A 13,490-nucleotide genomic window follows, 5' to 3' on the forward strand; every position below is an offset into this window, starting at 1 on the left:
CATGTTAGCATCAAGTTTTACAGAAGATAAAATAGAAGCCGGATTAGATGAAGCAGGTAGAGGATGTTTGGCAGGGCCAGTAGTGGCGGCTGCAGTAATTCTACCAAGAGACTTTTCTCATCCAGATTTAAATGACTCCAAGAAACTATCTGCCAAAAAAAGAATGGAACTTCGAGAAGTAATTCTCAAAGAAGCCATAGATTATAAAGTAGTGGAGGTACAGGCAGAAGAAATAGATAAAATTAATATTTTACAAGCTTCATTTACCGCTATGCACAGATGTGTAGATGGGTTAAAAAAGAAGCCAGAATTATTATTGATCGATGGTAATCGTTTCAGGCCCTATAAAGGAATTGAACATGAATGTATCGTCAAAGGTGATGGAAAGTTTTTGAGTATAGCAGCAGCCTCGATTTTAGCAAAAACTCATAGAGATATGCTGATGGAGAAACTTTCTGAAGATTACCCACAGTATGGTTGGGAAAAAAATGCAGGTTACCCTACCAAAGCACACAGGGCAGCTATCGCAGAATTTGGAACAACGCCATGGCATAGAAATTCTTTTAAGTTGTTGCCAGAACAAAAGACAATAGACTTTTCATGAAAATAAGATCTCATATATACCTACTTCTACTTTTTTTATCTTTTGCATGTGAAAAACCTACTCCATATGGAGATTTATATGTACAGGTAAGAGATGAACAAGGTAAAGAAGTAGCCGGTGGTAATGTTATCCTTTATGGTAATGAAGAAGACTTCGTAGATCAGATAAATCCTATATCTGTACCTCAGCAAACAGATGAAAACGGATTAGCTTTTTTCCTTAATCTGGATTCAGGTACCTATTACGTAGCGGCTTCATATACTAATCAAGAAGAAGGCATTGAAAAGAACAATTTCTTAGTAAATACTTCAGTGAAAGTAGTTGCCACAGAAATTGGTTACAGGAACTCTATCACAGTAATTATATGGGATTCATTTATTACACATTTAACGGCTACAAACGGTAAAAAGTGGCAGGTGTATAAAATGATAGAGGTGACAACAGAAGAAGAAATAGAAGTACCAGAATGTATTCAGGACGATCAATGGGTATTTTATCGTAACGGTAATTTTGAATACCTAAGTGACTCACTGAACTGTGAAGAAGGCCAAGACGATAATTTTACAGGAAGTTTTGCTCCCGTAGGAAACGGTTCATATATCGTTATTCAAGACCTTGATGATCAGATTAGGTATGGATTATATATTATTTCTGTATCCTCTACACAAATGCTGGCTCAGTACGGGCCTCATTTAATGTATTTTAAAACAGTAAATTAAGAAAAATGAACATTGGAGATAAAGTAAGAAGTTTACATGACAACATGGATGGTATTGTTGTAGGCTTCAAGAAGAATAATATTATAGAAGTTGAGGTAGATGGTTTCAGAATGGATTTTGTTGAGGGAGACCTAGCCATTGTTTCTCAAGTAGAGTCTGATGAATTCGGAAGCGTTGAAGAAGAAGAAAGAGTGGTTGTTCCATCACAAAAGAAAAAGTTAAAAGCTAGACCTCAAGCAGCATTACCACTAATTTCAGAAAGAGGTTTATTTATTGCCTTTGTTCATCAAAATGATAAAATTTTAGATGTTTACGTTTGTAATAACTCAGATCTTACGATACCATTTGTACTTGGTACGGAAAGAAAAGGGGAATACAAAGGGGTGCATGCTGGAGTGCTAAATACAAGAACTCAATTAAAAGTAGATCAAGTATCATTACAGAATTTTGAAGAATGGCCAGCTTATGTTTTTCAATCTTTATTCTTTTATTCAGGTCCAAGTGTTAATCATGAACCATTAGTTAAAAAGTTAAGATTCAAAGCATCAACTTTCTTTAATAATAAAAAAGAAGTGCCTGGAATGAATGCAGATGGTTATGTATTTCAATTAGACGTTCAAGCGTTAACAGAAGTAGATGCATCAAAACTAAAAGATGGTATTCTTGATAAAAGTGCTGTAGTTGAAAAGGTAGAAAAAGTTGTTCAGAAGCCGGCATCAGAAATCGATTTACATGCTGAAGCATTAGGGTTAGACCCAAATATGGGAAACTCTACATTAAGCATGCAGATTCTTCATTTTGAAAAGGAATTAGATGCAGCTATTGTTACTGGAATGGATCATATCACTTTTATCCACGGTATCGGTAGTGGTAAATTAAAAAATGAGATCCAAAAAAGACTTTCTAAGCATAATGATGTGGATTATTATGAAGATGCCAGAAAGGAAAAATTTGGTTATGGGGCAACTTATGTGAAGCTAAAATAATGAATGTTAGATTAGTTATAGGAATTATTCTTACCGGAATTGCTCTAACACTTTATGGTGTTGGTAAGCCTAAACTGTCCAAAGAATCGGATTACCTCACAGAAGCATTACAAGGCTCTGAGAATAAATATATTGTTGAAGGAGTAGTCGCAGAGGATAACCCAACAGTGGTTGACTTTTTGGTATTAGCTTCTAAAGAAGAATTTACGGGTGCTGGAAAACACAATGGTTTTAAGTCTGTAGAAACGAAACTTCAACCTATTAAAGTGAAAACACCTAAAGGTATCGAAACTTTAATTTTTGAAGATGTTCCTTGGAGAGGAGAAGAAGTAGCTCATATTCTATTAGATGAGAAGACACAATCGAATGCACCAATACAATGGTTAGGTTTAAAAAAAGGGGTAAACATTATTGCCCTTGGAGAAAAATCTAATAGTGAGGTACATGTTAAGTACGCCTATGTTGGTACTTTGCCAGACTATCTTACTCTACTTGAAGAAGGAGGAACTTGGTTAACTTACATCTGTTTAGGCTTGGCAGTAATTGGTATTCCTCTATTGATTTGGGGGAGTGTAAAAAAATAAATAGTCACTTTTTCTTAGCCTTATTTAGATAGAGAAAAGAGAATGACTTAATTGTCCCTTTGTTAGTAAAATAATAAAGGGACTTTTTTATGGAGAAAAATACTTTACTGTTGGATGGTGGACTTTCTAATGCATTGGAAGACCTTGGATATGACCTGAATCATGAGTTATGGTCAGCAAAATTATTAATTGAAAACCCGCAAGCGATTATAGATGCTCATCTTTTGTATCTAGAAGCAGGGGCGGATATTATTATTACATCTAGTTATCAATCAACAATTGAAGGGTGGGAAAAGCAAGGTTATACTTATCAAGAAGCAATAGTGTTGTTGGAGAAGTCAACGACATTGGCTCTGGAAGCTCGAAAGGTATACCATCAAAAATATAGTAGCGATAAGCGAATTTGGATTGCAGGAAGCATTGGACCTTATGGAGCATATTTGGCAGATGGTAGCGAATACAGAGGAAATTATTCTTTATCTATTAAAGATCTAATTGAGTTTCACACCGAAAGAGTAAAGGTAATAGACCATACTAAAATAGATCTTTTAGCTTTTGAAACTATACCGAGTTTTGATGAGGTAAAAGCTATATCAAGCTTATTGTCAACAACACAGCATAAAGGATGGATTACGGTTTCCTGTAAAAATGAAAGAGAATTGAATGATGGAACACCTATCAAAGAGGTTGCGGAGTATTTAAGCAATCAAAAGAACTTATTTGGTTTCGGTGTGAACTGTACAAAACCTGAATTTATCAGTGAATTAATCCAAGATATTACTTCAACAACATTATCAACAAGAGTGATAGTTTATCCAAATGCAGGACTAGTTTATGATTCAAATGAGAAAAAATGGAGAGGAACTGCAGAACCTTTAGGCTGTGAATTTATGGCAAAACAATGGAAAAAAGCAGGAGCTAATGTAATAGGAGGGTGCTGTCAGATGGGGCCAGACCATATATCATCCATGAAAAAAGGATTAAGTTGAGAAATAATATCAAATTTCTAATAGAATTGAAGTGCTTAATATTTTTGTAAAACCATAGCCTAATTTTTGCCGTTTCAAAATTAAGATTTGTTAATATTGCAAAATATTTGCATTTTAAGGACTGCTTTATGTGATAGTTTGGTTTTGGATCATTAATTCAAATCAAACTTACTTTATTCTTAATTTGCATTACATCAACACTTTAAATTAGACACTCAATACAAGCATGAGTTTTATTTCGGCTTTAGACGCATTCCAAAAATGGGAGAAAAACACACCTAACCTTCCATTCCTTCATCAGAACATTCATGGTGAAAAACTTACAGTAACCTATCAAGAAGCAGGTGAACAAGCAAGAAAAATGGCATCTGCTATCAAAGGGCTTGGCATCGAAGAAGGTAGTCATGTTGCTATTCTATCTAAAAACTGTTCACACTGGATTATGGCAGATCTTGCTATTCTAATGGCAGGGTGTGTAAGTATTCCAATTTATCCTACTACCGATAAAGATACCATCAAGTTAATCTTAGAACACAGTGATTCAAAAGCAGTGTTTGTGGGTAAATTAGATGACTACGCTTCACAGAAAGAAGGAGTAGATGCAGTAGATATTCCTAGAATTGGAATTGAAATGCATGGTGTCAATGAACAATATGGATGGGATGAGTTGGTGAAAAAAAATCAACCATTACAAGAGGTGTTCAAACCTAAGTCGGATGATTTAATGACTATTCTTTATACATCTGGTACAACAGGTAACCCGAAAGGAGTGATGCATAAATATGGAAGTGTTGAATTTGCAGTAAAAGAATTTGAGCATCATTTTTCATTACCGAAAAACCCTAGGTTCTTTGCTTTCCTTTCATTAGCACACATTGCAGAAAGAGCAGCTTACGAATTTATTGGTTTATATTTAGGTGGTTCAATAGCATTCCCTGAGTCTATTGAAACATTCCCAGCAAACTTGGCAGAAGCGAAACCACACATGTTCTTTGCTGTACCAAGAATCTTCCAGAAATTCCAAGAAAGTATTCTTAAGAAGATGCCTCAGAATAGATTGGACTTTTTATTAAAGCTTCCAATTCTTAATTCTGTAATCAAGAAAAAAATTGTAGGTGCTCTTGGTTTACAAGAAGCAGTTTCTGTTATCTCTGGAGCCGCACCAATTTCTCCTGATTTACAGCATTGGTTTAAGAAATTAGACTTGGATGTAAACCAAGGTTACGGAATGTCTGAGGATGTATGTGTATCACATATGAACTTCCCTGGCCAAAATAAAATTGGAACAGTAGGACAAAAATATGATCATATCCAAACAAAGCTTTCAGGTGAAGGTGAAGTTTGTTTAAAGAGTGATTGTTTGACATTAGGTTACTACAAAGAACCAGAAAAGACTGCAGAGCTTTTTGATGAAGAAGGGTTCTTGAAAACAGGAGATCTAGGTGAATATGATCATGATGGTTATTTGTCTATTGTTGGTAGAGTAAAAGATCAATTCAAAACAGACAAAGGGAAATACATATCTCCAAACCATTTAGAACTTCCATTATCTGATAATCCAGATATTGAGCAAGTTTGTGTTGTAGGTACAGGAATTCCACAGCCAATTGCTTTGATAGTACCTTCTGAAACGGGGAAAGAGTTGTCTCAAGATGCATTAAGAGCATCAGTAGAGAGCTCATTAAACAGTCTTAACCCGACGTTGCCTAATTATGAGAAAATTGCAAAAGCAATTGTCATGAAAGAAGATTGGACAATCGATAACGGATTGTTAACGCCTACCTTGAAATTGAAGAGAAATAACCTCGAAAAAATACACCAACCATACTACAGTGAGTGGTTTAGTAAAAACGATACAGTTATTTTTGAATAAAATATTAGGTCTACAAATCATTTTGTAGACCTTTTTTTATGTGTTTATTCTGCTCCATAACCTATTGAGGAAGAATAATCTAAGTTTTTTTTTGAAAAAAATGAGTGCAGAGGTGACCTTTTATTTTTTCTGTTGTCTTTATAGTAGAATTTTTAATCGACACCTGTAACTATGAAACTATTATACTATCTCTCGATCTGTCTATTCTTTGGCTCGTGCAACTTTAAAGGTATCACTTTTGAGACCGAACAATCAAAACAAATCAAAGAACTTGAAGAGCAAATTCAATTACTCGAAATAAAAAAGGATTCTATTCAGAATAGTACGTCTTTTACTAGTTTGTACAAACAAAAAAACCGAACTATTGTTGTGCAATAGATCGGTTTCAGATGATTGATTTGGGTGTATGTATTCCCTATATTGTTTGTACTTTGAAATCGATATCAAACTCATCAGCAATTGCTTTGTCACCTAAGTTGTCAAAGAATGAGTCAGAACCATATTTTAAACCAAATTTAGTTCTATCAATTTTTAATTTTCCTTCTAAAGTATGCTTTTTACCTTCAGATTTTAATTTTGAATCAAAAGCAACTTCCTGAGTAACTCCTTTAATAGTTAAGTCACCTTTTAATTTGTGAACATCTCCATCAACAGCTACTTCTTTTAAAGTAAATGTTGCTGTAGGGTGCTTCTCAACATCAAAGAAATCAGCACTTTTTAAGTGACCATCTAATTTTTGTTGCCATTCACCTTGTAGGTCTAAAGAAGTCAATGATGTTAAATCAATAACGATAGTACCTTCTTTAACTACACCTTTCTTTACTTTTAATTCGCCACCTTTAACAGCCACAGTTCCATTGTGTTGTCCAGTTACTTTGTAACCTGTCCATTTTACCTCAGATTGATCTGGAGAGATTTTTTGAGCGAATGTAGATGCGAAAGCAAATAATAAAATACCAAGAGTAAGACTTAACTTTTTCATAATGTGTAAGTGTTTCGTTTAAATTTGTTTATGCAAACATATGTATAGAAAATATTTGTTCAAACAAATTACTGAATATTTTACAATTTTTAACACTATTCGTCATCATAGTGTTTTGTCACCTCTTTGCCTTTTATTGAAAACACTTTTGATACATTTACTTGTTCTTTTTTATGATTATCAGGGTTAATGCTTTGTGACTCGATTTCTGTAACATATTCTTGGTAACCCCAGCAGTTAGGACAGTCTTTATAAGAGCTCATAGTGATTATTGTTTAAAGTGTTATTATTAATTGATGCCTCAAAATTACGTTTTTTATCCTCTCTTGTAAAATCAATAATATTTATGTCACTATAATCTATTTCTATATAAATGACATTAATTGATACATTATTAGTTGTTTATGATTATTATTTCGATTTCTCTATTACTTTTTTTGATGTTTCTTTGTTAATCAATTTTAATAGTTTGATATAAAACAAAATTATATTTTTTACTTTGTTGTGTCGACAATGAGAGCAGGCTCAAAAAATACTATCAACGAATAGATACGCCTATTTAATAGGCCATAACATCAATTAATAATGAGAAAAGTTTTACTTATTTTATCGTTACTAACATTTGTTAGTGGTGCTACTTTTGCACAAAAATCAAAGAAAAATAAACGTCCGAACATTCTTGTAATCATGGGCGATGATGTTGGATATGGTAACATTTCAACATATAACAATGGCATGTTAGCTTACCAAACGCCAAATATTGATAGAATTGGTAAAGAAGGTGTGGTATTAACTTCTGAATATGCTCAACAATCATGTACTGCTGGTAGAGCTGCATTTATCACTGGTCAATCTCCATTAAGAACAGGTTTATCTACTATCGGTATGCCAGGTTCTAAAATTGGTATCCAAAAAGAAGATCCTACAATTGCTGAGATTCTTAAGCCACTTGGTTATACATCTGGTCAGTTTGGTAAAAACCACTTAGGTGATAGAGATGAATTCTTACCTACGAATCACGGTTTCGATGAATTCTTCGGTAACCTTTACCACTTAAATGCAGAAGAAGAGCCAGAAGATCCAGCATATCCTACAGATCCAGAGTTCAAGAAAAAATATGGACCAAGAGGTGTAATTCACTCGTATGCAGACGGACGTATCTCTGATACAGGTCCATTGAACAAGAAAAGAATGGAAACAGTAGATGCTGAATTCATGGATGCTTCAATCGAATTCATGGAGAAAGCTGTAAAAGACGACAAACCATTCTTCGTATGGTTCAACTCAACTCGTATGCACGTTTTCACTCACTTAACTGAGGAATCTAAAAAATTAGTTCATGATTACGGTTTATATGGAGCTGGTATGACTGAATTAGATAATCAAGTAGGTACATTATTATCAACTTTAGAGCGTTTAGGTGTTGAAGATAACACTATCGTAATCTTTACTACAGACAACGGTGTTGAGAAAATGACATGGCCTGACGGTGGTATCTCTCCATTCCGTGGTGAAAAAGGATCTACTTGGGAAGGTGGTGTAAGAGTACCTTTCGTAATCAAATACCCTAACGGTATCAAAGAAACTGGTCGTAAATTAAATGGTATTGTTTCTCATGAAGATATGATGCCTACATTATATGCCGCTGTAACAGGTAAAGATGACTTAAAAGAAACTTTAAAAACTGGTTACAAAGGTGAAGAGTCTACTTTTAAAGTACACTTAGACGGTTACAACCAATGGGATTACTTCACTGGTAAAGAGGAGAAATCAAGAAGAGATACTTTCTTCTATGTAGCTGACAACGGTATGATCCAAGCAATGCGTTGGAATGATTGGAAAATCCACTTCATCATCCAAGAAGGTGAAGGTCCTGATATGTGGTTCTCAGGTCACAGATTTGCATTATCATGGCCAAGAATTTATAACTTAGGTCAAGATCCATACGAAATGGCAGATCACTCTGGTATGTACTTAAAATGGTACGGACAGAAAATGTGGTTATTCGTTCCTGCAAAAGAAAAGTTAGGAGAATTCTTTATGTCATTCAAGTCGTTCCCTCCAAGACAACGTCCTGAATTATTATCTCCTGGTAAAATGCAAGAGATGTTATATCAAATGATGGATAGAACTCCTAAAAACTAGAAATAGTTGAAAGAATTTGAATAATGTTGATTTTATGCCCTTACACTATGCAAAGTGTAAGGGCATTTTTTTATTTTCTAAGATCAAAATCGATATATAAGCTAAATCTAAATACATTACTTGTCGCCGTTTGATTGTAGGTCCACATATGCCCGGCAGTGAAACTAGTTGTTTCATTAAACTTATATCCAATAGCATTGTATATCCTTAAATCTTCAAGACTATGAGTATGGTTATCTTGCATAAATAATTCTACCGATGGAGAAACAAAGAATGTACCTGGAGACATATGCTTATTATTAATAGGAATATATGCGTACAGTTTATATCTATACCTATTACTGTATTTTGTATAACCCACTTTATCTTCCCATCTATGCTCTATTCTCACCTGATGGTAAATTTTAGCTCTACCAATGTAATGATGATATAAATATTGATGCCAAATACGGTATTCCATTAATGTAGTCTGATCATAAGGATCCTGCTCACCATAACCAGTATCTTGATTAAACTTTCCGATAATTGCAGGCCCAACAACAATATCAAAATGATCGTTGACAAAATAATTCAGACCCATTCTGTTATAACTTTTATGAAGGTAGAAACCATTTCCTTCATCCGTATATCGAATATGGTGTTCACCGTAATATCCTAATTTATCGCTTATTCTGGCTTTTAAATATAATCCTCCCCATTGCCCATCATTTTGTGCATATATTGTTATAGACCCTAAGATTAGGATCAGTGTAATCAAAACTTTTTTCATGTTATTTAGATTTTTGCTTAGTAGATATTCCTTACAAGGCTCTGAAGTGATTTAACAATGAGCACAAGTATTATTTAGACAGACCTTTCCTGTAAGACTACAAGACCGGTTGTTGGTTGTGTACTTTGTTTATAAATCCTTGTAAGAATGATAAATTAATAGAAGTAGTATCAGTGTAGTAATTTTTAAATTGAGATTGTTTGGTTTACTAATTATTAGGTATATCTGTCAAAGACACACAACTGCTTATATCTAGCTTTTTAGAATGTCACCGCTTTTTTGAAAAAAAAATCACAAAAATTAAAATTCTCTGTTTTTTCTTCTTCTAACATCAAGCATAAACCGCAAAAACAGTATGTCATTAATCTTATTTTGAGTAGAATTTTTTTAATGTTTTTATATAAAATCTTATATATGTAATTATTGAGGTAGAATAGTTATTTTTCAATATCTGACCTTATGTAAGATGTGTTTTGTTGAGTATTTATTGTTATATTTACTCATAAACTATCCTACATCAGCTATTTAGGTAAATTAAACTTATGAAAAAGATAAACATATATTACACGATTTTATTGCTATCAGTTGTATCGGTAGTAGTGATTTCATATGTAGTGATTCCTCAGATAAACTTCTCAAAAGAAGCTGTTTTGATTTTTCAAGCGATTTGTATCGTTCTTTGCTTAACCATGCCTTTTAAGATTTATGACGAACGCCAAAAAGGTAGGAAAAAAGTTATTTGACCATGTTGTCAAAAATTTTTTAAATTAATTTTGACTTATCGGTCAACTAATTTACATTTGTAGTGTAATAATAAAAACACAATGGCAGGTAGACCAAAAATTTTTAATCAAGAGGAAGTATTAGATAAGACAATCAATCTTTTTTGGGAGAATGGTTATGAAGCAACTGGTACAACAGCTCTTCTAAAAGAAGTCAACTTAAACAAGGGCAGTTTATACCATACCTTTAAATCAAAAAAGCAGTTATTTCTAGCAGGGTTGAATCATATGGAAAGAAAAGCTTTGCAAGGGTTTGAAGAAGCTTTAACGAATAGTGAACAGCCTATAGAAGTTATTAGAGGATTGTTTCTTGGTATTGTTGATTCATCTTATGATGAAAACTGTAAAGGGTGTATTCTAGGAAATACGTTAATGGAATTTACAGGTAAAGATGATGAAGCAAAAGATGTAGCAGCGGGTTTCCTTAGAGAATTGGAATCACTGTTTGAAAAAACAATCACTCAAGAACAAGAAAAAGGAGTATTGACATCTACTGAAAAGGCATCTGATCTTGCTAAGTACTTGATTAACTTTTGGAACGGAATAAATATTTCTAGACGTATCTACACAGACAAACAAGAATTATTACAAATGATTAATTTTCACCTAAAAATCATCAAATAAACACTACACCATTATCATGAAAAACATTTCTAGACTAACCCAAAATGTCGGGATCGAAATTTCCCGATACGGACTCGTATTGATTTTACTTTGGTACGGTATCTTTAAATTTACCAATGCTGAAGCACAAGCGATTTTAGACCTTATCGAAAACAGTCCTTTGTTTAGTTGGATGTTGTCATTTATGACCATTCAGCAAGTATCTAATATGATTGGAACTGTTGAAATCATTACTGCAATAGCTATTGCTGCCAGACCATTCTCTCCTTGGGCAAGTGTAGTTGGAAGTTTTGTAGGAATCGTTACTTTTGTAGCCACATTATCATTTTTAGCCACAACTCCAGGGATGTTTAAATTAGTGGACGGTATGTATGTTCCAAACGGTTTTATACTTAAAGATCTACTACTTTTAGGTTTTTCTGTGTGGAGTTTCGGAGAATCATACGCTGCTTTAGAACAAAAACAATCAAAAGTAGTTGACACTAAATATCAATTCTCATAAAATTATTTTGTGGGAATACTTTTATCAAGGTAAATAAAAATAAGTATTAGAGATAAATGGATCTTCTCAAAGAATATAGAGACCGTAGAGCTGCTCAAAACGAGAAAGTGCTTGAGAATGCGGATAAAGTAATTAAACGTATCTATAGCTTGGATACCGTTACTTATCAAGATGGTGCGTTGGATGCAAAAACTAAAGAGATGATAGGTTTAACTACTTCTCTAGTTTTACGTTGTGATGACTGCGTAAAATACCACCTTGAGAAATGTATTGAGTTAGGATATACAAAAGAACAAGTAATAGAAGGAATGGCTGTAACAAACGTTGTTGGAGGAACAATAGTGATCCCACACTTAAGAAGAGCTGTTGAATATTTAGAAGCTTTGTTTGAAGAAAAAGAAAATCAATAATATTGTATCTATTGATATTAAGAAGAGGTATTCGTCATGAATGCCTCTTTTTTTTCTGCCTAAAAACTCTTAATTTATTACTATGATCGAAGTGATTGGATGAAAGACCATTACTTCTCTCAGCTGAAACTACAATAAAATCACCCAAAACTAACCCTAAATGACTAAACAAGAAGTAATAGATTTACTAGAAGATAGCAGGCACAATAAAGTAAAGGTAGCTATTGTTGATATCGACGGTGTTTTAAGAGGAAAGTACATGCATATCAAAAAGTTTATATCAGCTTTAGAATCTGGTTTTGGCTTTTGTGATGTTGTATTTGGTTGGGATATGGTCGATGAATCCTACGATAATGTTAAAGTTACAGGTTGGCATACAGGTTATCCGGACATGCCTGCAAGAATCGATGTGACAACATTCAGACAAATCCCATGGGAGAATGAAACTCCTTTTTTTCTAGCTGATTTTAGTCGAGAAAATAAAGACGAGGAAACTGTTGGTCCTAGAGCGTTATTGAAACGTATTCAGGCAAAAGCTTTAGAACTAGGCTTTTCACCAGTTTTTTCTCAAGAATTTGAATGGTTTAATTATCGTCAATCGTCATCAGAGCTTTACGAAAAAGATTTTAAGAAAGTAACACCTCTAACTGAAGGGATGTTTGGCTATTCAATTCTCCGATCTTCAGAGAATAGTGAGTTTTTTCATGACCTTTTTGATTTATTGGAAGACTTTAATATTCCATTAGAAGGACTACATACTGAGACTGGACCAGGTGTCTTTGAAGCTGCCATACAATATACCAATATCGTTGAAGCTGCAGATAGAGCGACTTTATTCAAAACATCAGTAAAAGAGATTGCTTATAAACATGGGGTGGTAGCTAGTTTTATGGCCAAACAAAATATGGAATTACCGGGGTGTAGTGGACATATCCATCAGAGTTTATGGGATGCTGAAGTAAAGAAAAACCTCTTCTTTGACGTTTCAAATAAAGATAATATTAGCAAAACAATGGAACATTATATGGCTGGTCAGTTGTTTTGCCTGCCTTTCATATTACCAATGCTTGCACCTACAATAAATAGTTATAAAAGACTTGTAGAAGGGGCGTGGGCTCCAACAACATTAACTTGGGCTGTTGATAATAGAACGACTGCTCTTAGAGCATTGCCACATGGAGAGAAGTCTTCAAGGTTAGAAACTAGAGTAGTGGGATCAGATGTTAATCCATATCTGGCAATGTCTGCTTGTTTAGCAGCAGGACTATACGGTATCGAAAACAAATTATCACTTGATACTCCTCAAACGATTGGCAATGGCTATAAAGAAACCCAGTATGGAACACTGCCCGCTAATCTTTGGGACGCGACGCAAGCAATGAAAAATCATGAACTACCAAAAGAACTATTTGGGGAAGAGTTTGTAGAACATTTCACCCTGTCTAGAGAATGGGAATGGAGAAGGTTTATGAATACAGTAACAGATTGGGAAACGAAACGTTATTTTGAAATCATATAATC

The 13,490-nt window shown here is 33.9% G+C and carries 14 protein-coding genes; 11 read left to right on the top strand and 3 right to left on the bottom strand.

Going from position 1 to position 13,490, the window contains the following annotated elements:
• The first annotated feature begins 1 nt into the window (after position 1).
• The 6 genes from QL232_RS08805 (at position 2) to QL232_RS08830 (ending at position 5,755) form a co-directional block, all read left to right on the top strand.
• On the top strand, positions 2 to 604 hold the full coding sequence (locus QL232_RS08805) for a ribonuclease HII (RefSeq protein WP_281613835.1): 603 nt from the start codon (positions 2 to 4) through the stop codon (positions 602 to 604).
• Positions 601 to 1,323, top strand: a complete 723-nt coding sequence (locus tag QL232_RS08810) for a carboxypeptidase-like regulatory domain-containing protein (RefSeq protein ID WP_168881130.1) — start codon at positions 601 to 603, stop codon at positions 1,321 to 1,323. The genes QL232_RS08805 and QL232_RS08810 overlap by 4 nt, the downstream gene beginning before the upstream one ends.
• Positions 1,324 to 1,328: 5 nt before the next feature.
• Positions 1,329 to 2,309 carry a DUF2027 domain-containing protein gene (locus tag QL232_RS08815; RefSeq protein ID WP_168881131.1) on the top strand — a complete coding sequence of 327 codons (981 nt, stop codon included), beginning with the start codon at positions 1,329 to 1,331 and terminating at the stop codon, positions 2,307 to 2,309.
• A complete protein-coding gene (locus tag QL232_RS08820) occupies positions 2,309 to 2,893 on the top strand; it encodes a hypothetical protein (RefSeq protein WP_281613836.1) in 585 nt (194 codons plus the stop codon). The genes QL232_RS08815 and QL232_RS08820 overlap by 1 nt, the downstream gene beginning before the upstream one ends.
• A gap of 89 nt (positions 2,894 to 2,982) precedes the next feature.
• Positions 2,983 to 3,882 carry a homocysteine S-methyltransferase gene (gene mmuM / locus QL232_RS08825; protein ID WP_281613837.1) on the top strand — a complete coding sequence of 300 codons (900 nt, stop codon included), beginning with the start codon at positions 2,983 to 2,985 and terminating at the stop codon, positions 3,880 to 3,882.
• 226 nt (positions 3,883 to 4,108) lie between these two features.
• On the top strand, positions 4,109 to 5,755 hold the full coding sequence (locus QL232_RS08830; protein WP_168881134.1) for an AMP-binding protein: 1,647 nt from the start codon (positions 4,109 to 4,111) through the stop codon (positions 5,753 to 5,755).
• A 415-nt stretch (positions 5,756 to 6,170) separates the two neighbouring features.
• Here QL232_RS08830 and QL232_RS08835 read toward each other — a convergent pair whose 3' ends face one another.
• Both QL232_RS08835 and QL232_RS08840 read right to left on the bottom strand, forming a co-directional pair.
• A complete protein-coding gene (locus QL232_RS08835; protein ID WP_168881135.1) occupies positions 6,171 to 6,737 on the bottom strand; it encodes a YceI family protein in 567 nt (188 codons plus the stop codon).
• A 95-nt stretch (positions 6,738 to 6,832) separates the two neighbouring features.
• Positions 6,833 to 7,000, bottom strand: coding sequence for a hypothetical protein (locus QL232_RS08840; RefSeq protein WP_281613838.1), 168 nt, complete (start codon positions 6,998 to 7,000; stop codon positions 6,833 to 6,835).
• Between the two features lie 322 nt (positions 7,001 to 7,322).
• Here QL232_RS08840 and QL232_RS08845 point away from each other — a divergent pair, with 322 nt between their 5' ends.
• The gene (locus QL232_RS08845; RefSeq protein WP_281613839.1) at positions 7,323 to 8,882 is read left to right on the top strand and encodes an arylsulfatase; all 1,560 of its coding nucleotides are present in this window, start codon (positions 7,323 to 7,325) and stop codon (positions 8,880 to 8,882) included.
• Between the two features lie 70 nt (positions 8,883 to 8,952).
• Here the strand turns inward: QL232_RS08845 and QL232_RS08850 are convergent, their stop codons facing one another.
• Positions 8,953 to 9,651 carry a DUF2490 domain-containing protein gene (locus QL232_RS08850; protein WP_281613840.1) on the bottom strand — a complete coding sequence of 233 codons (699 nt, stop codon included), beginning with the start codon at positions 9,649 to 9,651 and terminating at the stop codon, positions 8,953 to 8,955.
• Between the two features lie 824 nt (positions 9,652 to 10,475).
• On the opposite strand from QL232_RS08850, the gene QL232_RS08855 reads away from it, so the two are divergent.
• The 4 genes from QL232_RS08855 (at position 10,476) to QL232_RS08870 (ending at position 13,488) form a co-directional block, all read left to right on the top strand.
• Positions 10,476 to 11,057, top strand: coding sequence for a TetR/AcrR family transcriptional regulator (locus tag QL232_RS08855; protein WP_281613841.1), 582 nt, complete (start codon positions 10,476 to 10,478; stop codon positions 11,055 to 11,057).
• 16 nt (positions 11,058 to 11,073) lie between these two features.
• Positions 11,074 to 11,559: a DUF417 family protein gene (locus tag QL232_RS08860; protein WP_168881140.1), complete on the top strand. Its 486-nt coding sequence runs from the start codon at positions 11,074 to 11,076 to the stop codon at positions 11,557 to 11,559.
• A gap of 56 nt (positions 11,560 to 11,615) precedes the next feature.
• Positions 11,616 to 11,969 (top strand): carboxymuconolactone decarboxylase family protein, encoded by a 354-nt coding sequence (locus QL232_RS08865; protein WP_281613842.1) that lies wholly within the window; start codon positions 11,616 to 11,618, stop codon positions 11,967 to 11,969.
• Positions 11,970 to 12,129: 160 nt separating this feature from the next.
• Positions 12,130 to 13,488 carry a glutamine synthetase family protein gene (locus tag QL232_RS08870; protein ID WP_281613843.1) on the top strand — a complete coding sequence of 453 codons (1,359 nt, stop codon included), beginning with the start codon at positions 12,130 to 12,132 and terminating at the stop codon, positions 13,486 to 13,488.
• Positions 13,489 to 13,490: the final 2 nt, after the last annotated feature.

The sequence above is a fragment of the Flammeovirga sp. SubArs3 genome (genome assembly GCF_947387565.1).
GTDB classification, from domain to species: Bacteria; Bacteroidota; Bacteroidia; order Cytophagales; family Flammeovirgaceae; genus Flammeovirga; species Flammeovirga agarivorans.

Excerpts from the sequence above, each read along its gene's own strand:
- QL232_RS08805 (WP_281613835.1), top strand. The coding sequence starts at position 2 with ATGTTAGCATCAAGTTTTACAGAAGATAAAATAGAAGCCGGATTAGAT.
- QL232_RS08810 (WP_168881130.1), top strand. The coding sequence starts at position 601 with ATGAAAATAAGATCTCATATATACCTACTTCTACTTTTTTTATCTTTT.
- QL232_RS08815 (WP_168881131.1), top strand. The coding sequence starts at position 1,329 with ATGAACATTGGAGATAAAGTAAGAAGTTTACATGACAACATGGATGGT.
- QL232_RS08820 (WP_281613836.1), top strand. The coding sequence starts at position 2,309 with ATGAATGTTAGATTAGTTATAGGAATTATTCTTACCGGAATTGCTCTA.
- mmuM (WP_281613837.1), top strand. The coding sequence starts at position 2,983 with ATGGAGAAAAATACTTTACTGTTGGATGGTGGACTTTCTAATGCATTG.
- QL232_RS08830 (WP_168881134.1), top strand. The coding sequence starts at position 4,109 with ATGAGTTTTATTTCGGCTTTAGACGCATTCCAAAAATGGGAGAAAAAC.
- QL232_RS08835 (WP_168881135.1), bottom strand. The coding sequence starts at position 6,737 with ATGAAAAAGTTAAGTCTTACTCTTGGTATTTTATTATTTGCTTTCGCA.
- QL232_RS08840 (WP_281613838.1), bottom strand. The coding sequence starts at position 7,000 with ATGAGCTCTTATAAAGACTGTCCTAACTGCTGGGGTTACCAAGAATAT.
- QL232_RS08845 (WP_281613839.1), top strand. The coding sequence starts at position 7,323 with ATGAGAAAAGTTTTACTTATTTTATCGTTACTAACATTTGTTAGTGGT.
- QL232_RS08850 (WP_281613840.1), bottom strand. The coding sequence starts at position 9,651 with ATGAAAAAAGTTTTGATTACACTGATCCTAATCTTAGGGTCTATAACA.
- QL232_RS08855 (WP_281613841.1), top strand. The coding sequence starts at position 10,476 with ATGGCAGGTAGACCAAAAATTTTTAATCAAGAGGAAGTATTAGATAAG.
- QL232_RS08860 (WP_168881140.1), top strand. The coding sequence starts at position 11,074 with ATGAAAAACATTTCTAGACTAACCCAAAATGTCGGGATCGAAATTTCC.
- QL232_RS08865 (WP_281613842.1), top strand. The coding sequence starts at position 11,616 with ATGGATCTTCTCAAAGAATATAGAGACCGTAGAGCTGCTCAAAACGAG.
- QL232_RS08870 (WP_281613843.1), top strand. The coding sequence starts at position 12,130 with ATGACTAAACAAGAAGTAATAGATTTACTAGAAGATAGCAGGCACAAT.